This is a genomic window from Pigmentiphaga sp. H8 (genome assembly GCF_003854895.1).
Taxonomy (GTDB): domain Bacteria; phylum Pseudomonadota; class Gammaproteobacteria; order Burkholderiales; family Burkholderiaceae_B; genus Pigmentiphaga.
Genome location: NZ_CP033966.1, coordinates 997,823 through 1,019,872, shown reverse-complemented (window position 1 = coordinate 1,019,872; position 22,050 = coordinate 997,823). Strand labels below are relative to the sequence as shown.

General features: G+C 66.2%; 21 protein-coding genes. 17 read left to right on the top strand and 4 right to left on the bottom strand.

Features of this window, described 5'->3' with window-relative positions; translation table 11 throughout:
* The first annotated feature begins 272 nt into the window (after positions 1–272).
* The 6 genes from galU (at position 273) to rfbB (ending at position 5,653) form a co-directional block, all read left to right on the top strand.
* A complete protein-coding gene (gene galU, locus EGT29_RS04875) occupies positions 273–1,115 on the top strand; it encodes a UTP--glucose-1-phosphate uridylyltransferase GalU (protein ID WP_124687958.1) in 843 nt (280 codons plus the stop codon).
* A gap of 70 nt (positions 1,116–1,185) precedes the next feature.
* Positions 1,186–2,364, top strand: a complete 1,179-nt coding sequence (gene lptG / locus EGT29_RS04870) for an LPS export ABC transporter permease LptG (RefSeq protein ID WP_124687957.1) — start codon at positions 1,186–1,188, stop codon at positions 2,362–2,364.
* Positions 2,361–3,182, top strand: a complete 822-nt coding sequence (locus tag EGT29_RS04865; RefSeq protein WP_124687956.1) for a symmetrical bis(5'-nucleosyl)-tetraphosphatase — start codon at positions 2,361–2,363, stop codon at positions 3,180–3,182. Before lptG ends, EGT29_RS04865 begins: the two co-directional genes overlap by 4 nt.
* A gap of 22 nt (positions 3,183–3,204) precedes the next feature.
* Positions 3,205–3,774 carry a dTDP-4-dehydrorhamnose 3,5-epimerase gene (rfbC, locus tag EGT29_RS04860; RefSeq protein ID WP_124687955.1) on the top strand — a complete coding sequence of 190 codons (570 nt, stop codon included), beginning with the start codon at positions 3,205–3,207 and terminating at the stop codon, positions 3,772–3,774.
* On the top strand, positions 3,771–4,652 hold the full coding sequence (rfbD, locus tag EGT29_RS04855; RefSeq protein ID WP_124687954.1) for a dTDP-4-dehydrorhamnose reductase: 882 nt from the start codon (positions 3,771–3,773) through the stop codon (positions 4,650–4,652). The genes rfbC and rfbD overlap by 4 nt, the downstream gene beginning before the upstream one ends.
* Positions 4,649–5,653, top strand: a complete 1,005-nt coding sequence (gene rfbB / locus EGT29_RS04850) for a dTDP-glucose 4,6-dehydratase (RefSeq protein WP_124687953.1) — start codon at positions 4,649–4,651, stop codon at positions 5,651–5,653. Before rfbD ends, rfbB begins: the two co-directional genes overlap by 4 nt.
* A gap of 31 nt (positions 5,654–5,684) precedes the next feature.
* On the opposite strand, the gene EGT29_RS04845 is transcribed toward rfbB, so the two are convergent.
* Positions 5,685–6,659 (bottom strand): Rpn family recombination-promoting nuclease/putative transposase, encoded by a 975-nt coding sequence (locus EGT29_RS04845; protein ID WP_124687952.1) that lies wholly within the window; start codon positions 6,657–6,659, stop codon positions 5,685–5,687.
* A gap of 121 nt (positions 6,660–6,780) precedes the next feature.
* Here EGT29_RS04845 and EGT29_RS04840 point away from each other — a divergent pair, with 121 nt between their 5' ends.
* From EGT29_RS04840 to EGT29_RS04830, 3 genes are all read left to right on the top strand, one after another.
* Positions 6,781–7,470, top strand: a complete 690-nt coding sequence (locus EGT29_RS04840) for a nitroreductase (RefSeq protein WP_124687951.1) — start codon at positions 6,781–6,783, stop codon at positions 7,468–7,470.
* A gap of 85 nt (positions 7,471–7,555) precedes the next feature.
* A complete protein-coding gene (locus tag EGT29_RS04835; protein ID WP_370282791.1) occupies positions 7,556–7,867 on the top strand; it encodes a helix-turn-helix domain-containing protein in 312 nt (103 codons plus the stop codon).
* The gene (locus tag EGT29_RS04830; protein ID WP_124687950.1) at positions 7,864–9,174 is read left to right on the top strand and encodes a HipA domain-containing protein; all 1,311 of its coding nucleotides are present in this window, start codon (positions 7,864–7,866) and stop codon (positions 9,172–9,174) included. The genes EGT29_RS04835 and EGT29_RS04830 overlap by 4 nt, the downstream gene beginning before the upstream one ends.
* Before the next feature lie 3 nt (positions 9,175–9,177).
* Here EGT29_RS04830 and EGT29_RS04825 read toward each other — a convergent pair whose 3' ends face one another.
* Entirely contained in the window at positions 9,178–9,843 is a 666-nt protein-coding gene (locus EGT29_RS04825) for a response regulator transcription factor (protein ID WP_124687949.1), read from the bottom strand.
* 188 nt (positions 9,844–10,031) lie between these two features.
* Here EGT29_RS04825 and EGT29_RS04820 point away from each other — a divergent pair, with 188 nt between their 5' ends.
* Genes EGT29_RS04820 through tssA form a run of 5 tightly spaced genes read left to right on the top strand, consistent with a single transcriptional unit; the run spans position 10,032 to position 18,512 of the window.
* Complete coding sequence (locus tag EGT29_RS04820) at positions 10,032–11,003, top strand: TraB/GumN family protein (RefSeq protein WP_124687948.1); 972 nt, start codon at positions 10,032–10,034, stop codon at positions 11,001–11,003.
* A gap of 31 nt (positions 11,004–11,034) precedes the next feature.
* Positions 11,035–12,456, top strand: coding sequence for a type VI secretion system baseplate subunit TssK (gene tssK / locus EGT29_RS04815; RefSeq protein WP_124687947.1), 1,422 nt, complete (start codon positions 11,035–11,037; stop codon positions 12,454–12,456).
* A 27-nt stretch (positions 12,457–12,483) separates the two neighbouring features.
* Positions 12,484–13,821, top strand: coding sequence for a DotU family type IV/VI secretion system protein (locus tag EGT29_RS04810; protein WP_124687946.1), 1,338 nt, complete (start codon positions 12,484–12,486; stop codon positions 13,819–13,821).
* A 4-nt stretch (positions 13,822–13,825) separates the two neighbouring features.
* The gene (locus EGT29_RS04805; RefSeq protein ID WP_124687945.1) at positions 13,826–17,407 is read left to right on the top strand and encodes a type VI secretion protein IcmF/TssM N-terminal domain-containing protein; all 3,582 of its coding nucleotides are present in this window, start codon (positions 13,826–13,828) and stop codon (positions 17,405–17,407) included.
* Between the two features lie 16 nt (positions 17,408–17,423).
* Entirely contained in the window at positions 17,424–18,512 is a 1,089-nt protein-coding gene (tssA, locus tag EGT29_RS04800) for a type VI secretion system protein TssA (protein ID WP_124687944.1), read from the top strand.
* A gap of 7 nt (positions 18,513–18,519) precedes the next feature.
* Here the strand turns inward: tssA and EGT29_RS04795 are convergent, their stop codons facing one another.
* Positions 18,520–18,852, bottom strand: coding sequence for a helix-turn-helix domain-containing protein (locus EGT29_RS04795; protein WP_124687943.1), 333 nt, complete (start codon positions 18,850–18,852; stop codon positions 18,520–18,522).
* 2 nt (positions 18,853–18,854) lie between these two features.
* Positions 18,855–19,214, bottom strand: a complete 360-nt coding sequence (locus EGT29_RS04790) for a type II toxin-antitoxin system RelE/ParE family toxin (protein ID WP_124687942.1) — start codon at positions 19,212–19,214, stop codon at positions 18,855–18,857.
* A 248-nt stretch (positions 19,215–19,462) separates the two neighbouring features.
* Between EGT29_RS04790 and tssB the strand changes: the two genes are divergently transcribed.
* From tssB to EGT29_RS04775, 3 genes are read left to right on the top strand one after another with little or no spacing between them, the layout of a single operon-like run.
* Positions 19,463–19,981, top strand: coding sequence for a type VI secretion system contractile sheath small subunit (gene tssB / locus EGT29_RS04785; RefSeq protein ID WP_124687941.1), 519 nt, complete (start codon positions 19,463–19,465; stop codon positions 19,979–19,981).
* A 26-nt stretch (positions 19,982–20,007) separates the two neighbouring features.
* Positions 20,008–21,495, top strand: coding sequence for a type VI secretion system contractile sheath large subunit (tssC, locus tag EGT29_RS04780; protein ID WP_124687940.1), 1,488 nt, complete (start codon positions 20,008–20,010; stop codon positions 21,493–21,495).
* Positions 21,496–21,517: 22 nt separating this feature from the next.
* A complete protein-coding gene (locus EGT29_RS04775) occupies positions 21,518–22,012 on the top strand; it encodes a type VI secretion system tube protein Hcp (RefSeq protein ID WP_124687939.1) in 495 nt (164 codons plus the stop codon).
* The last annotated feature ends 38 nt before the right edge of the window (positions 22,013–22,050 follow it).

Below are 22,050 nucleotides of genomic sequence, written 5' to 3'. Positions count from 1 at the left end.
AGCAAACATACCATGAAACCTAGTCCCCCCATATCGCCCTTAATTTCTATAACAAATTTGCGATCCTCCGCGATGGAAGGCTTCATGGCCAGCATCTATGCGTCACGTCGTCTCGATATGATAGCCCCCGTAACCAGAATCTGATCAAAGGTAACAGTCGCTTTTTCCTTTTTCCATTTGCTCAACTCCAGCCAGCAGCCCCCCGGAACGAGAAGCAAGTCGAGTAACATGCCTAGCAACACAGCATTCTCACCCTTTCTCGAGTCGCTTCTATGAAACCTATCCGTACCGCCGTCTTTCCTGTCGCCGGCCTGGGCACGCGTTTCCTTCCTGCAACAAAAGCCATGCCGAAGGAGATGCTGCCCGTCATCGACAAGCCCCTGATCCAGTACGCCGTCGAAGAAGCGGTAGCGGCAGGGATCTCTACTATGGTCTTCATCACCGGCCGCAACAAGCGGGCAATCGAGGATCACTTCGACACGATTCCCGAGCTGGAGGCCGAACTGGTGGCCAAGCACAAGATCGAGCTGCTGCGCACGGTGAAGAACATCATCCCGCCATCGGTGAACTGTATCTATATTAGGCAGCCTGCTCCGCTGGGGCTGGGCCACGCTGTGCTGTGCGCCGAGCCGGTGGTGGGCAAGGAGCCGTTCGCGGTACTGCTGGCCGACGATCTGATCGATGCCGACGTGCCTGTTACAAAGCAGCTTGTCGATGCCGCCTTGGCGAACGGCGGCAGCGTGTTGGGTGTGCAGGACGTGGACCGGCAGGATACGTCGAAGTACGGGATCGTCGACACGCGGGACGCTTCGGGGCAAACCGCCCAGGTGTTCAACATGGTTGAAAAACCCGCTCCGGAGGACGCTCCGTCCACACTGGCGGTGGTGGGCCGCTATGTTCTGGAAGGCGAGATATTCGATCACTTGCGTACGTTGGGCAAGGGTGCGGGCGGCGAGATCCAGTTGACGGACGGGATCGCGGCGCTGATGCAGGCCAAGCGCAAGGTGTTTGCGCATCGCTACGACGGCAAGCGTTACGACTGCGGCAGCAAGACGGGGTTGTTCGAAGCCACGGTCGCTCTGGGCAAGAAATATCACGGTTTCGAGGTGAAGTAAGCCGCGGCGGGGCCGGCCTTCCCCCGCGGCCATCCTTTACACTAACGGCCTGCCCGTTTCCCTATACGCCGTGAACACCGCCCGCCGCTACCTGGCCACAGAAATCTATCGTTCCTCTTCCGTCGTCCTGATGGCGCTGGTGGGGTTGTTCTCGTTCTTCGCCCTGGTGGACGATCTGGACCAGGTGGGTCGTGGCGGCTTCAAGCTGTACCACCTGCTGTTCCTGGAACTGCTGGCGCTGCCGACGCGGATCTACGACATCCTGCCCATCGGGCTGCTGATCGGGGCGATCCTGGCGCTGGCGGGGCTGGCGCAGCGGCACGAGTTGGTGATCCTGCGGGTATCCGGGGTCAGCGGGATGCGGCTGCTGGGCATGCTGTGGCTGGTGTCGGTGCCGGTGATGATGCTGGCGATCGTGCTGGCCGAGTGGTTGACGCCGGCGGCCGAGATCAAGCTGAACGAAACGCGGTTGTCGATCACGGGCAGCGCGGGCGGGCGGTCGTCGGGGGTGCTGCGCAGCGGCTATTGGTTCAAGGAAGACGCCCCCAACGGCGAACGCATCATCAATGTGGGCACGATGCAGGCCGGCGGCAGCGCCACGGACGTGACGCTGTACGACTTCACGTCGTCGCGGCAGCTGGCGTCGATCACGCAGGCGAAAACGGGCAGTTTCGGGACGAATGAGCTGCGTCTGCATGACGTGGCGATCACGACGGTTTCCCCCACGCTGGAGTCCGCGCTGCACGCGGGAGCGCGGGCCACCGAAGCCCCGGTGGTGGTCACGCATGAAGCCGAGCGTGTGGTGCCGACGACGTTGACGCCGGAACTGTTGCTGGCCAGGGTGCTGACGCCGGAGCGGATGTCGTTCACGGATCTGCTGGACTATGTGGGGTATCTGAACAAGAATCACCTGACGTCCGACCGGCAGATCGTTGCTATTTGGCGAAAACTGATCTATCCGTTCACGCTTCTGGCGATGATCACTATCGCCGCGCCCATAGGGTTCATGCAGACGCGGCGGGGCGGGGTCGGGGTGAAGATCTTCCTGGGCATCCTGCTGGGCGTGGGCTTTTTCATGTTGAATCAGTTGTCGCTGAACGTGGGCATGCTGAATCGATGGCCGGCCTGGGTGACGGCGGTGGCGCCGAATGCGCTGGCGCTGGGTGCCGCGCTGCTGGCGATGCTGGGGATGGAGTACGGCAATCTGCTGCGCGCCCGGTGGCGTCAGGCGGCGGGTGCGACGACATGAGTATCTGGATGATCGGCGACTTGCAGGGGTGCTGTGCACCGCTGGAGTCGCTGCTTGCGCGGCCGGAGATCGCGGGCGATGCCGATGCGCGGTTCTGGTTCGCGGGTGATCTGGTGAACCGGGGGCCAGCCTCGCTGGCGACGGTGCGCAAGGTGATGTCGCTGGGCGAACGGGCGGTGGCGGTGCTGGGCAATCATGACTTGCATCTGCTGGCGGTGGCGGCCGGGCTGCACAAGGTGGGCAAGTCGGACACGATCCAGGAAGTCCTGGATGCGCCGGATGCCGCCGACATATTGGCCTGGCTGCGGCATCGGCCGTTGGCGCATTTTCAGTTGGGACATCTGATGGTTCACGCGGGCGTACTGCCCGCCTGGACGGCGGCTCAGACGCTGGCGCTGGCCGGCGAGGTGGAGGCAACGCTGCGCGGGCCCCACTGGCGGGATTTCCTGGCGCAGATGTATGGCAATCAGCCGGCGGCCTGGGATGACGGGCTGCAAGGCGCGGATCGGCTGCGGGTGATCGTGAATGCGTTGACGCGGATGCGTTTCTGCGCGGCGGACGGCACGATGGAGTTCGCGGCCAAGGCCAATGCCAAACATGCGCCAGACGGGTTCATGCCCTGGTTCGACGTGCCGGGCCGGGCCACGGAGTCGGTCACGGTGGTATTCGGGCATTGGTCGACGCTGGGGCTGCTGGAGCGTCCGGGCCTGCTGTCGCTGGACACGGGCTGTGTCTGGGGCGGGCAATTGACGGCCGCGCGCCTGGAGGACCACAAGCTGGTGCAGGTGGCCTGCCAGCAGTATCAGGTACCGGGCTGATCGCCCGCCGGCAAAAGGGGTAATCGTGGACGTGCTGGAGACCCGCCTGCCGGAAGTGCTGGTGTTCGCACCCGAGGTGCGGCGCGATGCGCGCGGGTATTTCGTGGAAACGTTCCGGGCGAGCTGGCTGGAGCAGGCGGGCATCCAGGCGGAGTTCGTGCAGGAGAATCAATCGCTGTCGCGGCGCGGTGTGCTGCGCGGGCTCCATTTCCAGTGGCCGGGCGCGCAGGGCAAGCTGCTGCGGGTGGCGCGGGGTCGGATTTTCGACGTGGCGGTGGACGTGCGCTTGGGGTCGCCGCGTTTCGGGGCCTGGGTGGGCACGGAGATCGATGGCGATACCCACCGGCAGGTCTGGATTCCTCCGGGCTTCGCACACGGTTTCTGCGTGCTGTCGGACGAGGCCGAGGTCGTCTACAAGTGCACGGCCTATTACGACCCAGCCGCCGAAACCGGCGTGCGCTGGAACGATCCCGCGCTGGACATTGCATGGCCCGACGTCGGGCCCTACGCGCTGTCGGCCAAGGACGAAGCGCAGCCATTGCTGGCGGAGCTGCCGCGCGACCGTTTGCCGGTCCATGCAGGCACGCCATGAGCATCCTGGTGGCGGGAGCAGGCGGACAGTTGGGGCGCGAACTGGTGTCCCGAGGAGCGGCCCTTGGGGTCGTGGGGCTGGATCACGGGCAGTGGGACCTGACCGATCCCACCGCGACCGACCGCATCATGGCCGGGCATCGCCCCCAGATCGTCATCAACGCAGCCGCCCATACGGCGGTGGACAAGGCGGAGCGTGAACCTGCGCTCGCCCTGGCGGTGAACCGGGAAGGGGTGGGCCATCTGGCCCGGGCTTGCGCGGCTCGGGGGGCTGCGCTGCTGCATCTGTCGACCTGTTATGTGTTCGATGGGGCCAAAGGCGCTCCCTACGTCGAGGATGACGAGCCCCGGCCGCTGAATGCGTACGGCCGCAGCAAGTGGGAGGGGGAACGGCTGTTGCGCGCGTCGCTGACCCGCCATCTGACGCTGCGGGTATCGTGGGTGTTCGGCGCGCAGGGCGACAATTTCGTCCGTACGATGCTGCGGCTGGCGGGCGAAGGCCGGCCGCTGCGCGTGGTGGCCGACCAGACGGGCACGCCCACGCACGCGGGCGCCATTGCCGGGGCTTTGTTGCAGTTGGCCACGCGCATCCAGGGCGGCGAAGAGCTGCCGTGGGGCACCTATCACTACCCAGGCGGCCCGGCGACAACGTGGCACGGCTTCGCCCAGGCCATCCTGGCCGAGGCGCACGAATTGGGTCTGCTGGATTCGACACCCGAGGTCGGGGCCATCGACAGCGGCGACTACGCGACGCCGGCCCGGCGGCCACGCCATTCGGTGCTGGACGGCACGCGGGGCCGTGAGGTCCTGGGACTGGAACCGGCCGACTGGCGCACAGGATTGCGAGAGGTATTGTCCGCATGGAAGGACGCGGCATGAATCATGTTCCCCGGCATGTCCTGGTCACGGGCGGCGCCGGCTTCATCGGCTCGAACTTCGTGGCCTGTCTGCTGGCCGGCGATCCCGGCGTGCGGGTGGTCAATCTCGACCTGATGACCTACGCGGCGGATCCCGGCATCCTTCCGCGCTTCGATGCCAGCGGCCGCCATGTCTTCGTCCATGGCGACATCTGCGACGCGGCGCTGGTCGATCGGCTGCTGCGCGATCACGACGTCGATACCATCGTCCACTTCGCCGCCGAGACGCACGTGGACCGGTCCATCAGCGGGCCGGGCGATTTCGTGCGGACCAACGTGGACGGGACCTTCGTGCTGCTGGAGGCGGCGCGGCAGGCCTGGCTGGCCGAGGGCCGTTCCGCGCGGGGGCGGCGTTTCCATCACATTTCCACGGACGAGGTCTACGGTTCGCTGGGGCCGGACGACGCGCCGTTCACCGAGTCTTCGCCCTACGCGCCGAACTCGCCCTACTCCGCCAGCAAGGCGGCCTCGGACCACCTGGTGCGGGCCTATCACCGCACTTATGGGCTGCCGGTAGTGACGACGCATTGCTCGAACAACTACGGCCCCTATCAGCACGACGAGAAGTTCATTCCCACCATCATCCGCTGCTGCCTGGCGGGCGAGCCCATACCGGTGTTCGGCACCGGCGGCAATTCGCGCGACTGGCTGTACGTGGATGATCATTGCCGGGGCATAGACCGGGTGCTGCGGGACGGACTCACGGGCGAGACCTACAACATCGGCGGCGGCTGCGAGCTGAACAATATCCAGGTGGCCGAGAAGCTGTGCGCGCTGATGGATGAACATCATCCCGAGGGCGCGCCGCATCGCCGGCTGATCAGCTTCGTGGCGGACCGGCCGGGGCATGATTGGCGGTATGCGATCGACGCGGGGAAGATGCGGGAGGAGCTGGGATGGGAGCCCGCCGAGGACTTCGACGGCGCGATACGGAAGACACTGGCCTGGTATCTGACGAGGTAAGGAAGTCCCTAACACCCAGTCTGCTGTCAGTTCATGATTGCCTGAACACGGCCTCAAGGCTGGGGGCATCCAGCACGTTCAACGCCCAGGTTTCCAGCTCGCCATCGGATGCTTCCGCAAGGCGCCGGCGTACGACATCTGGTAGCGGACCGAAGCGCCGGATAAGCAATTGCTGCAACAACTGTGCCTTGCCTTGGTGCAGGCCACGATCATGCCCCTCCTGAAGCCCTTCTTCCCGGCCCACTTGCTTCCAGCGCAGGCTCCAATCGATTTTCTCTGCGGTCATCACGGCGTTGAACTCCTGCAGGTTGCCTACTCTAGGAATGCTAACACCCGGCGCCCGCTCCGGCAGAAGGATCTCCACCAGCCACGCGGTAAACGCACGTTCCAACTCATCCAACCCCGTCCCTTGCAGCCGCATGATCAAAGCCTGCACCGCCTGGCGCATCGTCTCTTCGTCAGCGGCGTGCTCCAGCTGGAACAATAGCGTTGCCAAGTTGCCGGCGGGGAGACTGCCTCCCTCAAGCAGCGCCCCCTCATCCAACAACAGGTAACGTAACGCGGGAATGTAGGTTTCCAGCCCGACAGCGGGCGCAATCAGTTCCGATACTTGCTGCACCGCATTCCAGCGCGCCAGACCGTTGTACAACACGATGGGCAGCACTGGCGGCAAGCGGCCGCTGAGCAGCGGCCTTTGCTGGCGCCGGATCTCTTCATACAACAACCCCAGATAAGTAAGCATGCGTAGCGCCATGGCGGGGTCGCTGCGGGATTGGAACTCCAACAGCAGATATACGTAAACCCAATCGCCTGCCCCGCGTACACGCCAGACCATATCACTGACACGACGCTTGCCGCCGCGTGCGACATGTTCACCATTGACTCGCTCGAGGGTGGAGAAATCGACTTGTGCTATCCACTCCTGGCGCACAACTCCCTGCAGCAACTCGGCCATCATTGCCGAATGAGAAAACAGGCTACGGTACGCGCTATCGTGACGAGACATGACGAAAACAATCCAAGGTCAGGAAGCGCTACTCTATCGATCGCCTTAGGCTCCAGCATCCGGAACCAGGACGGTTTTGTCCCTCCGTTCGCGCCGCTCCCCCCAAGATAGACACGCTCTCATGACTGACCACGCCGACGACTACGCTTCGCTCACCCGCCTGCTGAACGACCGCTGGAGCTGCCGCGGCTTCCTGCCCGAGCAACTGCCCCGCGACACCATCCAGCGCATCCTGGCGCTGACGCAGCGCACGGCCTCCTGGTGCAACACGCAGCCCTGGGAAGTGATCGTGACGGCGGGCGCGGGCACTGAGCGGTTCCGGCGGGCCCTGTTCGACCACGTGATGTCGCGGCCGCAGGCGCATTCCGATTTCCCCTTCCCGCGCGAGTACCCCGGCGTCTACCGGGAACGGCGACGGGAGTGCGGCTTCCAGTTGTACGACAGCGTGGGCGTGCAGCGCGGCGACCGCGAGGCCTCGGCCCGCCAGGGCGCGGAGAATTTCCGGTTCTTCGGCGCGCCGCACGTGGCCATCATTACCACGCCCGAGGCGCTGGACGTGTACGGGGCCGTGGATTGCGGCGCCTACGTGGGCAATTTCATGCTGGCGGCGCGCAGCCTGGGCGTGGCGACGATCGCGCAGGCCGCGCTGGCGGAATATTCGTCCTTCATCCGCGATCATTTCGGCATCGCGCCGGGCCGCAAGGTGGTCTGCGGGATTTCGTTCGGCTTCGCGGATCCGGGCCACCCCGCCAACGGCTTCCGCACGTCTCGGGCGGCGGTGGACGACGTTGTCAGGTGGATGGAGGAGTAGAAAATCCTCACGTTCCTAAGGATTCTTCCGTAATTCCGAGTTCATCATAGAAAATCCTTAAGTTCATGAGGATTTTGTTGTCAAATTGGGCATACTGATCACGAATCCTTTTGACCGTGAGGATTTCATGAAAATTACGCTCGCCGACGCAACCAGCCTTGGCCCGATAGTACGTGCCGTCCGCAAAGCTCAGGGCATCCGCCAGGACGATGCCGCTGGAAGTGTGGGTGTAAGCGAGAATTTTCTGAGCAAGATCGAGCGCGGCGGCGAAACCGCGCAGTGGGGAAAGCTCTTCCAGGTCCTCGACGGACTGGGGATCCGAATCATCCTCGATCTACCGGAAGATGCCGCAGGTCGTCTTCCTGCTTCGTTCGGAAGTGATGCCCAAAAACCATGAGCAGACGCACGCTCATTGCCAGCATCAACGGTCGCCGTATCGGTGAACTTTGGGAACAGGATGGCCTGTGGGCCTTCCAGTACGATGCGGCCTGGTACGCCGACAGCAACGGCTATCCATTGAGCCCCCACCTTCCATTGCAGCGTGCACCGTTGATCGACGGCGCGAGCAAGCGTCCGGTGCAATGGTATTTCGACAATCTATTGCCGGAAGAAGGCCAGCGCGTCTTGTTGGCCGCCGACGCACACATCGATGCAGCGGATGCGTTCGGGTTGCTAGGCTATTACGGTGCGGAATCCGCGGGCTCTGTCACGCTGGAAGCTGGTGTCGCACCGGACACCGGTATTCCCGAGGGGCTGAAGCCGCTGCCCGACAGCGAGCTGTCACGCCGGATCCGTCAGTTGCCTCGCGTCGCACTGACCCATGGGTCGAGCAAACGGATGTCCCTGGCCGGAGCGCAGCACAAGCTTGCCGTCGTACTGCACAACGACGAACTCTATGAGCCATCGGGTTCACTACCTTCGCTCCAGATCCTGAAACCCGAACACGTGGATCCGGCCTACCCACACTCCGTCGCCAATGAATGGTTCGTCATGCAATTGGCATCCAGGATGGGATTGGACGTACCGACTGTACGGCGGCGCTACGTCCCCGAACCGGTCTATATCATCGATCGGTTCGACCGCGTGGCGATCAACGAAGCCTGGGAACGACGCCACGTCATCGATGCTTGCCAGCTTCTGGGCCTGGATCGTACGTTCAAGTACGCGCAGGGCAGTCTCGAGAATCTCGCGCGCTTGGCCGATGCGTGCCGAAGCTCCGCCATCACGCGTACGCGGCTCTATTCATGGCTGGTCTTCAACATGTTGATCGGGAACGGCGACGCACACCTGAAGAACCTGAGCTTCTTCGTGTCGGCCTCCGGCGTACAGTTGGCTCCGCGCTATGACCTCGTCAGTACCTCGGTCTACGACACGCCAGCCTTCGACGGGCGAGACTGGCCCGATGCGACGCCGTTGGCCTGGCCGCTGCTGAATGCTCGAAGATTCGCGGAAATCGACCGGCCATTGATGATCGAGGCAGGCACGGCGCTGGGCATTCACCGAAACACGTCGACAAGACTGCTGGATGTTCAACAGCGTAGCGTGGTGAATTCGGCCGCCTTGCTGTATGAGGCATTCCTGGCCGATGCGAACGATCGAACACGCGCTCAACCGGCGCTTCAAACAACAATCGCCGGCGAGGCTCGCTGCCTGCGCGCCATCGTTTACAACGTGATCAAGGAAATGGCTGAGCGCCTGGCCTGAACGCTATAGCCCCGCCAGCCCGCGTGCCGCGACCACCGCCTCGGTGCGGTTGCGCACGTCCAGCGCGCGGAAGATGGCGGCCAGGTGGATCTTGACCGTGCCTTCGCTGATGCCGAGGTCGCGGGCGATGAGCTTGTTGGGCTTGCCCTGTGACAGCAGGCGCAGCACGTCGATCTGCCGCTCGGTCAGCAGGCCCCGCAACTGGTCCAGCGAGGTGGAGCGGGCGCCGCCGGCGGCGTCCGCGGCGGCCAGGGGCACGCCGGCCGGCTGGTGGGACATGCCGGACAGCATCATCTGCGGCACGAACACGCCGCCGGCCAGCACCAGCCGTACCGCCGACAGCATGACGTCGGGCGAATAGGCCTTGGGGATGAAACCCAGGGCGCCCAGGTCGATGGCGGCGCGCATGACGTCGGGGTCCTCGACGCCGGACAGCACGATGATGGGCAGCGCGGGCAGGCGCTCGCGCAGTTCGGCGATGTGGCTGTAGCCCTCGGCGCCGGGCATCGTGAGGTCGATCAGGGCCAGGTCGAGGTCGTCGGTGGCCTCGTGCCGCAGGTCCTCGACCTTGAGCGCCATCCTGAACTCGACATCGGGCCCCAGTTCGGCCAGCTTTACCTTGACGGCCTCGATGACCAGCCTGTGGTCATCAGCAATCAGGATCTTCATATTCCCCCCATATCCCCTGACACCGTAAAGATAGTCGGCCCGTCCGCGCTAGGCAAGGACTGGCGGCTTGCACCAACGATATAGGCCGCTCGGAATATGGCCCGGACATATCCCGTCTGAAAGAATCGCCTTCACTTTCTACGAGGACGCGGACCATGGGACTGCACTCCCGCCCCCCGTGCCGGTCCATGCCAGGTCTATGGTCGGCGCTGCGGTCGTTGTTGCTGGCGCTGGCCTGCGCCGCGGGGGTGCCGGCGTTCGCGTCGGCGCCGCCGGGCGCGACGCCGCGCGAGGACGAACCGCCGGTGGAGGCCTGGCGCCAGTGGCGCAGCGTGCTCTTCCGGGTGCAGGCGCCCGGAGCGACACCGGCCGCGCCGGACGGCGCGGCGGCCGAATCGGTCAATTTCATCTTCGGCACCATCCATTTCGGCGATCCCGGTGAACTGGCGCTGGATACCGGGGTGATGCGGGAGGCGATGAGCCATACCCGGATCCTGGTCAACGAGGTGGCCAATGACGCCCACTGGGACGCCTCGAAGGAACGCTACCGCCTGCTGGCCGATCAGGCCGGCCTGCCCGGCCTGATCGGCCAGCAGGCGTACGCCGAGCTGCAGCGGCTGCTGCCGGCGGTGCCGCCGGCCCTCTTGCATCGCTTGAAACCCTGGGCCGCGCTGGCGCTGCTGGAGGCGCGCGGCGAGGTAGCGGGCGAGCAGACGCTGGACCGGCGGCTGGAGCGCTGGGCGGCGGACATGCAGCTGCGCACCGAGCACCTGGAAACGCTGGACGAGCAGTTGGCGGCACTCGATTGCGTGCCGTCGGCCGAGCAGGCGCTGGTGTTGAAGCAGCGCCTGCAGTCCCCCTGGCTGTTCAGCGAGCAGTCGGCCCGGGTGCTGGAGTACTACCGCAGCCGCAACCTGGCGGCGTGGCTGGACGAGATCGACGCGATGGTGGGGCTGGACGCGCGCGCCCGCCCCATCGAGGACAGGGCGCGGCGCTGCCTGATCGAGGCGCGCAACGAACGCTGGCTGCCCAGGCTGGACGAGCTGCTGAGACGAGGCGGAATGTTCGTGGCCGTGGGCGCCATTCACCTGACGGGAGCCGCCGGCCTGCTGGAACGCCTGAGGCAGCGCGGCTTCCTGATCGTGGCGGAACCGCTGTGAAGCGGCGGCACGCCATGGGGAGGACACGGGAATGTTGAACCGACAGCAGGTTTTCTGGGGCCAGGGCGCATTCCTGGCCCCGCAGCATCTGCAATGTCACGAGGAATGGACGCGGGCCTACGGCTGGGCCCTGCACGGCCTGCACGCGCCCTACCCGCGCGGCTTCGAGGTGCTGGAGCTGGACGAGCAGGCGCTGGCGGGCGGAGTGGTCCGGATCGTGCGCTACGCGCTGCTGACGGCCGACGGCCACTGGGTGGGCGGCGGCTCGGCCGGCGCGCCGCAGCCGGGCAATGCGCAGGTTCCCGAACGCAGCCTGCTGGACATGGCGGTGGCGGGCAACGATCCGATCTCGCTGCATCTCGTACTGGCCCGCGACCCCACGGTGCAGGGACTGGGGCCGGACCAGAAGTCGCTGCTGCCGGCGCGGCATGCGCTGCGCACCGAGCACGTGGCCGACCCCTTCGATCCGCAGGCGCCCGCGGTGGACGTGGATTTCGTCGATTGCCAGCCGCGGATCGTGTGCAGCCTGGACGAGCATGCCGAGGCGGTGCTGGGTAGCGCGGAATCCTGCAAGTTCGCCGAGATCCTGCCCAACGGCCCGGGCCGCTTCAAGCTGTCGCAGGACTACGTGCCGCCGATGGTGTCGCTGAACGCCTCGCCGAACCTGGCGCGCTGGACGCGCGCGCTGCGCGACCTGGTGGTGTCGCGCGGCCAGGACTTCGCCTCGGCCAAGCGCCAGCGCGGCATACGCGCGGCCTCGACCAGCGCGCAGGAAGTGATGCGGGTGCTGATGATGCAGACCTTCGCGCGCTACATCCCGCTGCTGCAGGAACACGTGCGGCTGGGCAGGGTGCCGCCCTGGCCGCTGTACCAGGACCTGCGGCGGCTGGTGGCGGAGTTCTCGGTGTTCTCGGAGGAAATCGGCTACGCCGGGGGGCTGCAACCGAACCCCGCGGAAACCGAACTGCCGGTGTACGACCACGACGATCTGCGGCGCTGCTTCAAGCTGGCCTTCGCGCGCGCGGAATGCCTGATCAAGGCGCTGACGGTGGGCGCGGAGGTCGGCATCACGCTGGCCTACGACGGCCGTTTCCACAAGGCCGACCTGCCGGTCAGCCTGTTCGCGTCGGACAAGACCCGCTTCTACCTGGCCTTCGAATCGTCGGTACAGGGCATGGAGCTGGCCCAGCGCCTGCAGCGCACCGGCAAGATCGCCTCGAGCGAGGAAATGCCGCGCCTGCTGCAGGCGGCGCTGTTCGGCCTGAAGATCGACCTGCTGCCGGTACCTCCGGAGGAGTTGCCGCAGAAGACGCCGAACACGACGTATTTCCTGATCGATACGCGGCACCAGTTCTGGCAGTTCATCAAGGATCGGCGAAACATCTCGATCTTTTCCGATCTCCCCGCAGACGAGACGGTCATCAAGCTGTTCCCCGTCGGCGCAGAAGAATAGCAACAAGCGCCCAACCAGGAGTCATCCATGGCACGCCTGCTGGATTTCTTTTCACCGGTCTTCTCGTTCGGACTGGAGCTGGACGAGCGGATCGCCGCCGGCACCGCCGGCAACGGGGCGGCCGAGGTGCAGGAACACGCACGCAAGCTGATCGCCTCGGCGAAGGCGGCGGCGCTGGCGGCCGGCAAGCGGCCCGAGCACGTGGAGTCGGCCTGCTTCGCGGTGGTGTCCTGGTTCGACGAGATCATCACGCGCAACCCCGCGTACTGGAACAGCGTCACGCCGCTGCAGGTCGCGCTGTTCAACACCAACAACGCCGGCAACGAGTTCTTCCACCATCTGTCCATCCTGAAGTCGGACGAGGACGAAGTGCGCGAGGTCTACTACCACGCGCTGCTGCTGGGGTTCGTCGGCCAGTATTACTTCGAGACCGGCGACACCGGCGAACTGGGCAAGCTCAAGGAACTGCACAGCCGCCAGCTTCCCGTTCCACCCGCCGCCCTGCATACGCTGCGCGAGGAACCCATCACGCCGCAGCCCTACCTGATGAAGGATCCGTCGGGACCGCGCTATCCCAAGCAGTGGGACAAGCTGCTGCTGAAGGCCGGCGCGGCGGTGGCGCTGCTGATCCCGGTCGGCTATCTGCTGTGGCTGCTGGTGGCCGGCCCGCGCGAGACTGGTCCTTCGGTGGCGGACCTGGTGCAGGGGCAATTGCAGACCTACGCGTGTTCGGAGCTGGGCGCGCAGGTGGCCGACGGCGGCGCGACCGCGGTAAGCGGCTACGTCTCGCGCCCCGAGGACATCGCGCGGGTGCAGGCCGACATCGCCGGCATCAAGGGCGTGAAGTCGCCCACCTTCGACATCAAGGTGCGCATCTGGCCGCATTGCGAGGTGGTGTCGCTGCTCAAGCCTTACCGCGCGCGCAACCTCGATCGCCGTCACGGCCTGCAGGTCACGCCCACCACCGGCCACTCGGACCGCTTCACCGAAGGCGAGCGCGTCACGGTCAAGCTGGGCCAGGCCGACTACGACGGCTACCTGTACGTGGACTACTACACGGTGGACGGTTCGGTCATCCATCTGTACCCCAACAAGCGCGAGCCGGAGAACGGCCGGCTGATACGCGCGGGCGAACAGTTCAACGTGGGCGAGAAGATACCCGAGGGCTGGATCGTCGGGCCGCCCTTCGGCCAGGAACTGATCACCGTGGTCAGTTCGCCATCGCCGCTGTACACGGCGGAACGGCCCGAGTACGAACCGGCCTCGGCCTACCTGCCCAAGCTGCGCGAGTTCCTGGACGCGCACCGGGGCAACGACAAGCTGGCCGCGAATTTCCTGTTCCTGCAAACCGAACCGAAGCGGTGACGCCATGAGTTTCCTCGACCGTATCGCCCAGCCGCTGGAACGCCTGCCCGGCATGAAGAAGCGGGCCGTGCGCGTGGCCACCGCGCTGGTCCTGCTGCTGGTGATCGCCGCGCTGCTCGTGTTCGTGGCCACGCTGGTGCTGCCGCTCCTGCCGGCCCGGTTCTGGCAGGTGCTGGCCCTGTGCCTGGTCGCCTTCGCCGTGCTGTGGTGGTTCGCCTCGGGCGCGAAGCGGTTCTCGCGGCGGGGGTTCGCGCGCAAGCGCATCGGCGACCTGGGTCCCGGCAATCCGGAGGACGAGAAGGTGGCGCTGGAGCGCATGCGCACCGCCATCGCGCAGGCGCGCCAGGCCATCCAGCGTTCGCCCGAGATCGGCAAGGGCCGCGATCCGCTCTACCGCATCCCCTGGATGCTGTTCGTGGGCGACGAGCAGGCCGGCGTGGACGGCCTGCTGCGCGCGGCCAACCGGGTTTCGCCGTTTCCGCCTCCCGATCCCCAGCCCGACGGTTATTGGCGATGGTGGTTCTTCAAATCCATGATCGCGATCGAGACGCCGCCCTCGGCGGTCTGCGATGCCTCGGCCCGCGTGGAGCGGGGGCTGTGGTACCAGGCGCTGATGCTGCTGTCCACCGAGCGGGACAAGCTGCCGCTGAACGGCATCGTCGTGTGCATGGGGGCGCGCACGCTGCTGGCCGGGCCGGATGCCGTACGCCCGGTGGCGATGCGGCTGCGGCGGCTGGTGGACGAGGCCCTGGAGCATCTGCAGGTCCAGCTTCCCGTGTACCTGGTGGTGACCGGACTGGACCAGGTGCCCGGCTACGGCGCCTTCGCCGCCGCCGTGCCGGAACAGGCGCTGGCGCAGGCGGTGGGGCACCGGCTGTCGGATACGGAAGAGATCAGCGCGGCCACCGGAAACCGGCTCGAAGAACTCTACGCGCCCATCGTGCAGCGCCTGCATGCGTTGCGCATCACCGCGCTGCGCGGCCAGGGCACGCCGGCCGGACGCCGCGCCATCTACGAATTCGTCGAGCACGTGCGGGCGCTGGAGCCGGGCCTGGAAACCCTGGTCGGCCTGATGCTGGAAGACAATCCCTTCCAGCGCACGCCCCGCTGGCGCGGCCTGTTCCTGACCGGTTCGCCGCCCGAGACGGCCGCGGGCAAGAGTGGCGCCGCGGGCGGCTTCCTGGACGATCTCTTCACCCGCTTCCTGCCCGCTGACCAGCCCCTGGCCTCGCCCAGCTTGCGCGGCAATGCCGGCAAGATGGCCATCGCGGCGGTGGGCGTGGGCGCGATGCTGGGCCTGTCGGCCATGCTGAGCTACGGCTTCGTCAACGCCCGGCAGGACGACGGCAAGCTGCTGGCGCAGACGCAGACGGCCTGCCGCGAACCCAGCGACGCGGTGGCGGCCGCGCGCATAGGCTGGCTGGCCCGCTGCGGCCGGACCATCGAGCAGCTGGAGGTGGCGCGCGCCGGGACCGGCCTGGGCTTCGGCCTGCGGCGGGCCGACTCCGACATCGAACGGATGAAGGAACAGGTGCTGCGCGATTTCTCCAACCTGATCCTGGCGCCCTACGACCAGATCATCGAGACCGATCTGGCGCGCAACCAGGTTGGGCTGGAGCACCTGCTGGCGGTATCGCAGCGGCTGCGCATGCTGGACCACTGCCGCCGGCAGAGCGATGCATGCCAGCAGGAAGCGGCGACCAACCTGGCTTTCGACCAGGACGCGAGGCTGTTCAGCCCTTTTGTCTCGGGTGAGCAGGACGCGCGGGCCGATCGCGAACACGCCGCCGCCCTGCTCACCACCTACATGGGCTACCTGCGCTGGCAGCAATCGGCCACGCTGGACGCGGAAGCCCAGCGCCTGCGCGCGCTCCTGGCCCGCTTGCTGGCGGCCCATACGCCGCGCCCGGAAGACGTCCGCGCCTGGGCCGACCAGCGGCGCGACCCGATCGCGCTGACCGCCTTCTGGCTGCCGCCGGACCGGGTCGTGGGCGTGGAGGCGGCCGCCATGCCCGCGGTCTCGGCCGCCTTCACGCGCCAGGCCTGGCAGGAGGTGCTGGCGCCCATGCTGCGCACCGCCATGGATGCGGTACCCGAGCGCAAGCCTGTCCTGGAAACGTTCCGAGCCCAGTACTTCAGCGAGTACTTTCGCGCATGGGGGCGTTTCCAGGCCAGGTTCTTCGAAGGCACCAAGTTGTGGCGCCCCCAGCTCGACGTCATGGGCAAGCGCGCGGGAACGGCCGAGGACCCGTACGTCCTGCTGGCCGCCGCCACCGACCGCGAGCTGCAGGGGCTGGACCTCGCGCTGCCCCTGGGCACGCGCTGGACCCGGGCCTGGGCCCGCGCCAAGAGCGATTGGCTGGGCGCCTGGCGGCCCCTGGGCGGATTCCTGGCCGATGCCATGACGAGCATGTTCGGCCGATGGTGGGGCGCCGAACCCATCCAGCCCCCCGCCTGGCTGCTGGCCAAGATCGACACCACCGAACGCGTGCTGCGCCCCCAGCGCCCGGATTACGCGCGCGCCTACCTGCGCCTGCGCGCCGACGCCAGCGGCCAGGACGCCTACGACGTCGCGGCCGAACTGTTCCGTGCCAAGGGCGCGCCGCCGCAGCCGCCGGCGGCCGACTATGCCGCCCTGCTGTCCTCGGTGGACAAGCCGGGGGAACAGTTCGCCGCGGTCTTCAAGGGCGACGATCTGGCCGCCTGGTCCGTGGTGCAGGGGCCGTCGCGGCTGCTGCTGTACCTGACCGTGCAACGCGCCGGCCAGTTCGTCCAGGCCCGATGGAACGAGAGCGTGGTCGCCGCGCTGCGCGGCATGCCGCCCAAGGAACAGGTGGACGCGCTGTACGGCGAACAGGGCCGGCTGACCGCCTTCGTGAAGGACTGGCTGCAGCCTTTCATTACCGAGCGCGAACGCACCCCCACGCGCGTCGCCGGCATCGGCCTGCCGCTATCGCCCGCCTACCAGGGCATGGTCGCGGCCGAGCGGCGCATCCTGTCGACCCAGGTCAACAAGCCCTTTCTTGCCGGCAGTTTCCAGTTCTCGCAGCCCACGCGCATGGGTACGGCCAGCGAAGGGCCGCAAGGTACGGTGCTGGAAGTGGTCTGCCGCGAGCGCACCTACCTGGCATCGACCCGCGCGGAATCGCTGGCCGAAGCCACGGCCCAGGTGTTCTGGTCGCCCGACAGCTGCATCGAGGCGCGCCTGCACATCTCGCTGCCCGCGCCGCCGGAGGCGCCCGCAGCCGCCGCGCCCGGCGCGATACCCGGCGCCGTTCCCGCGCCCGTGCCTGCCGCCGCTCCCCCGCCCCCCCTGGGGCCGAGGCTGACGCTGATCTACCCGGGCGCCGAAGGCTTCGCCACCCTGATCGCCGATTTCCGTTCGGGCTCGCACGCCTTCCGGCTGCCCGACTTCCGCACCTCGTACGGTCCCATCCAGTGGAAGGAGCTGTCGGCCCGGCTGGCGCAGCAAGGCTTCACCGAGGCCCGGGTCTTCATGGACGTGCGCCCGTCCGACGAGATGCTGCGCTTCCTGAACGCCCGGACCGAACCGGTCGCCGCGCTGCCGACCTCCATCCTGGAATGACGACCTGGAGACTCCCATGGCCATCGATATCGCCGAACTGATGCAACCCATCGCCGGGGGCGACCCCTGCGGCGAGGACGCCTCGTTCTCGGACACCTACGACCGTATCCGGGAAGCGCGCCGCGCGGACGATCCGTCGCTGTCGCAGGGCGACTGGCAGACCGAACTCAAGACCGCCGACTGGCGGGCCGCCGCCGACCTGGCGGCCGAAGTGCTGCAAAGCCAGAGCAAGGACCTGCAGGCCGCCGTCTGGCTGGGCGAGGCCCTGATCGCCCGCCACGGACTGGCTGGCGCGGCGGACGCGATGGGCGTGCTGCACGGTCTGCTCGACACCTACTGGGACGGCCTGCATCCCCGGCCCGACGGCGACGACCTGGAGGAACGCGCCAGCAAGCTGGCCTGGTTCAACGCTTATGGCGGGCTGGCCTTGAAGAAGGCACCGCTGACCGCTTCCGCGCCCCATGTCACGCTGATCGACTGGCAGGACTCGCGCGAGGTCGACAATCTGGCGCGCCAGAACGCCACCGCCTACCAGGAGGCCCTGGACGCGGGCAAGCCCACCGGGGAATCGGTGGACAAGGCCATCGAAGGCAGCGGACCGGGTTTCGTGTCGGAGACCCTGGCCGCCGCCGACGCGGCGCAGGCCGCCTTCGACCGTTTGCAGGCGCTGGTCGACCAGCGCTTCGGCCGCCAGGCGCCCAGCCTGGCCGACCTGGGCGACGGGCTCAAGCGTGCGCGCCAGGTGCTGGGGCGCGCGGCACAGAACCTGGGGATCGCGCCCCGGCAGGGGCAGGAGGCCGGCGAAACCGCGGCCGTCGTTCCCACGGTGCCCGCCGCGATGCCGGCGCCCGCGTTGCAGGCCGCGCCCGCGATGACCGTGCCGCGCGTGATGGTGGACTTCCAGGCCCGCGCGGAACTCTTGCGCACCCTGGGCGAGATCGCCGCCCACTTCAAGCGCGTGGAGCCCCACAGCCCCGTGTCCTTCCTGCTGGAACGCGCGGTGAGCTGGGCCGACATGCCGCTGGATCAGTGGCTGGCGGAGGTCGTGAACGACGATTCGGTGTTGGGGGTGATACGGGATCGGATAGGGGTGCCGCGGGGGTGAGGGGCCATCAGACCACGACGACCTGCGTATGTCCTTCCGCCTGACGCTTGGCTTTCCTGACGACGATATCCACGTCGCGGCCCAGCCGGTTCAGACATTCGATCATCTTCGCTTGGCTGATGCCCCTGAACTTACCGCGCAACATCTCGGACAGCTTGGGTTGCGGCATGCCCAGGATGGTGGCGGCATGTTGCTGGGTCAACCTGCGGTCTATCAGGATCTGCGCGATTTCCCTGGCCAGTTCGGCCTTGACCTGCATGTCCGAGGCGTCCGGGTACCCCAGATCCGCGTAGACACTTTCCGTGCCTTGCTCAACGGGAAAATCCTTGATGTCACTCATACTCATGCTCTGGCCTCGTATGCGTCCACACTCTTCAACCGGGCCCTGATCAGTTCGATGTCCGGTCTGGGCGTGGCAACTCCACGCACGGACTTCTTCTGAAAACAATGTAGTACATAGACGGCCGATCGATAACGGATCGTATAGACAGCACGGTAGGTGTCGCCCAGGAAATCTTCGACCACCTCGAGCACACCGGAGCCGCCAAATCCTTTGAGCGGCTTCGCCTGCGGGTGCTTCTGCCCGCCCTGGGCCAGGTAGAGGGCATAGCCAAACACATCCTGCACGGCTTCCGGCATCGCGCGAAGGTCCTTTCTGGAGGATGCGACCCATCGCAGCGGCTTCAACTCGATCGGCCTCATTGATTATACCTATTTGTAGATATTCGACGAGATCTCACTCTCCGTTCGATCATATGAATCAACAACGTCGCCGCCCACTCCACGCTGGACAACTCCATCCTGCTTCGCAGGCGGCATTCACCCCCTCCCCCCTACCCCTTCCGGCCTATCTCCACGTCTGGCCGTCTGGCTACTACCGCCGCTGGCCCCGGCTTTCTAGACTGCACCGCATTCCCGTTCGACCGCCGGCTACGCCAAGGAGAGCGATCATGGCCAAGAAGGAAAGCACCCAGCACAAGCTCGACCGCGTCCGTGCGCCGCGGGTCCAGCTGACCTACGACGTGGAGATCGGCGACGCCATCGAGAAGAAGGAACTGCCCTTCGTCGCCGGCGTGCTGGGCGATTTCAGCGGCAAGCCCGAGGAGCCGCTGCCCCGGTTGAAGGACCGGAAGTTCGTCAACGTCGACAAGGACAACTTCGACGACGTGCTCAAGGGCATGAAGCCGCGCCTGCAATACCAGGTGGACAACAAGCTTTCCAACGACGGCTCGCGCATAGGCGTGACGCTGGACTTCAAGAGCCTGTCCGACTTCGAGCCGGAGAAGCTCGTGCAGCAGATCGATCCGCTGCGCAAGTTGCTGGAGGCCCGCCAGAAGCTGGCCGACCTGCGCAACAAGATGGCGGGCAACGACAAGTTCGAGGAATTGCTGAGCGAGGTGCTGCAAAACACCGACAAGATCGCCCAGTTGTCCCGGGAAGTCGCGAAAGACGACACCCCCGAAGCCTGACGCACCGTAGCCACCGGAGAACGCCCATGGCCGACACCCAGCAACAAGGCGCGGCGCCCGCCGCATCCGCCGAAGCCGAGTCCGCTTCGCTGCTCGACTCCATCCTGTCGCAAAGCCGCATCGCCCGCTCCGATTCCGAGAAGGAACGGGCGCGGGACCTCATCGCCGAGCTGGTCAGCCAGATCGCCGACGGCGAGGTCACGATCTCGCGCGACGCCATCGCCTCCATCGACGCGCGCATCGCGCAACTGGACGCGGTGCTGTCCGACCAGCTGTCGGCCGTGATGCACGCGCCCGAGTTCCAGCAGCTTGAAGGCAGCTGGCGTGGGCTGAAGTACCTGATCGACAGCTCTGAAACCAGCACCACGCTGAAGGTCAAGCTGTTCAACGCCAGCAAGAAGGAACTGGTGAAGGACCTGAAGAGCGCCTCGGATTTCGACCAGTCGGCGCTGTTCAAGAAGGTCTATGAAGAGGAATACGGCACCTTCGGCGGCGCGCCGTTCGCGACGCTGATCGGCGACTACGAGTTCACGCGCCATCCCGAGGACATGTATCTGCTGGAGGAGATGTCGCACATCGCCGCCTCGGCGCATGCGCCCTTCCTGTCGGCCGCCTCGCCCGAGCTGTTCGGGTTCGAGAGCTTCACCGACCTGTCGGGGCCCCGGGACCTGGCCAAGATCTTCGATACGGTCGAGTACGCCAAGTGGAAATCCTTCCGCGCGTCGGAGGATTCGCGCTACGTCGGGCTGGCCATGCCGCACGTGCTGGGACGCCTGCCCTACGGCCCCGACACCGCGCCGGTGGAGGCCTTCAATTACCAGGAAGACGTGACCGGCAAGGACCACTCCAAGTACCTGTGGAGCAACGCCGCGTACTCGCTGGGCGCGCGCATCACCGACGCCTTCGCCCGCTACGGCTGGTGCGCGGCGATCCGCGGAGTGGAAGGCGGCGGCCTGGTCGAGGGGCTGCCCACCCATACCTTCGCCACCGACGACGGCGAGGTCGCGCTGAAGTGCCCGACCGAGATCGCCATCACCGATCGGCGCGAAAAGGAATTGGCCGATCTGGGCTTCATTCCGCTGGTGCACTGCAAGGGCACGGACTACGCGGCCTTCTTCTCGACCCAGTCGGCGCAGAAGGCCAAGGAATACAACACCGATGCCGCCAACGCCAACGCCCGGCTGTCGTCGCAGTTGCAATACATCTACGCGGTCAGCCGCATCGCGCACTATCTGAAGACGATGATGCGCGACAAGATCGGCAGCTTCGCCTCGAAGGCAAGCGTCGAGACCTATCTGAACAACTGGGTCGCGCAGTACGTCCTGCTGGACGACATGGCCTCGCAGGAACGCAAGGCTCAGTTCCCGCTGCGCGAAGCCCGTATCGAAGTGGCCGAGATACCCGGCAAGCCGGGCGCCTACAAGGCCGCCGCCTTTCTGCGCCCGCACTACCAGTTGGACGAACTGAGCGTCTCGCTGCGCCTGGTGGCCGAACTTCCGCAATCGGCCCGCTAATTCACCACGAGGAGTCTGAATCATGGCATTCGATGCATTCATCCAGCTTGAAGGGATCAAGGGAGAAAGCACGGACGAGAAGCACAAGGACTGGATAGAGATCCAGAACTATGGCTTCGGCGCGGCCCAGCCCCAGTCGAACACCGCATCGTCGTCGGGCAACCTCGGGTCGGCGCGGGTCGAAGTGAAGAACTTCAGCTTCCTGCACAACCTGGACATCGCCAGCCCCAAGCTGTTCGAATACTGCTGCACCGGGGCCACGATTCCCAAGGCGACCATCACCCTGAACCGCGCCGGCGGGCAGAAAGAGAAGTACATGGAGTACAAGCTGACCGACGTGATCGTGACCTCGGTCAATCGCGACGGTTCCTCGGACAATACGCAGGACGTGCCGCTGGAAGCCGTCGCGCTGGGCTTCGGCAAGATCGAGATGACCTACAGCAAGATCGGCATCGACGGGAAATCGTCCGGTAACGCGTCCGCCGGCTGGGACCTGAAGAAGAACGTGAAGGTGTAGAGGTCCCCCCCTACGCGCTTACGCGGGTAGGGGGTGGG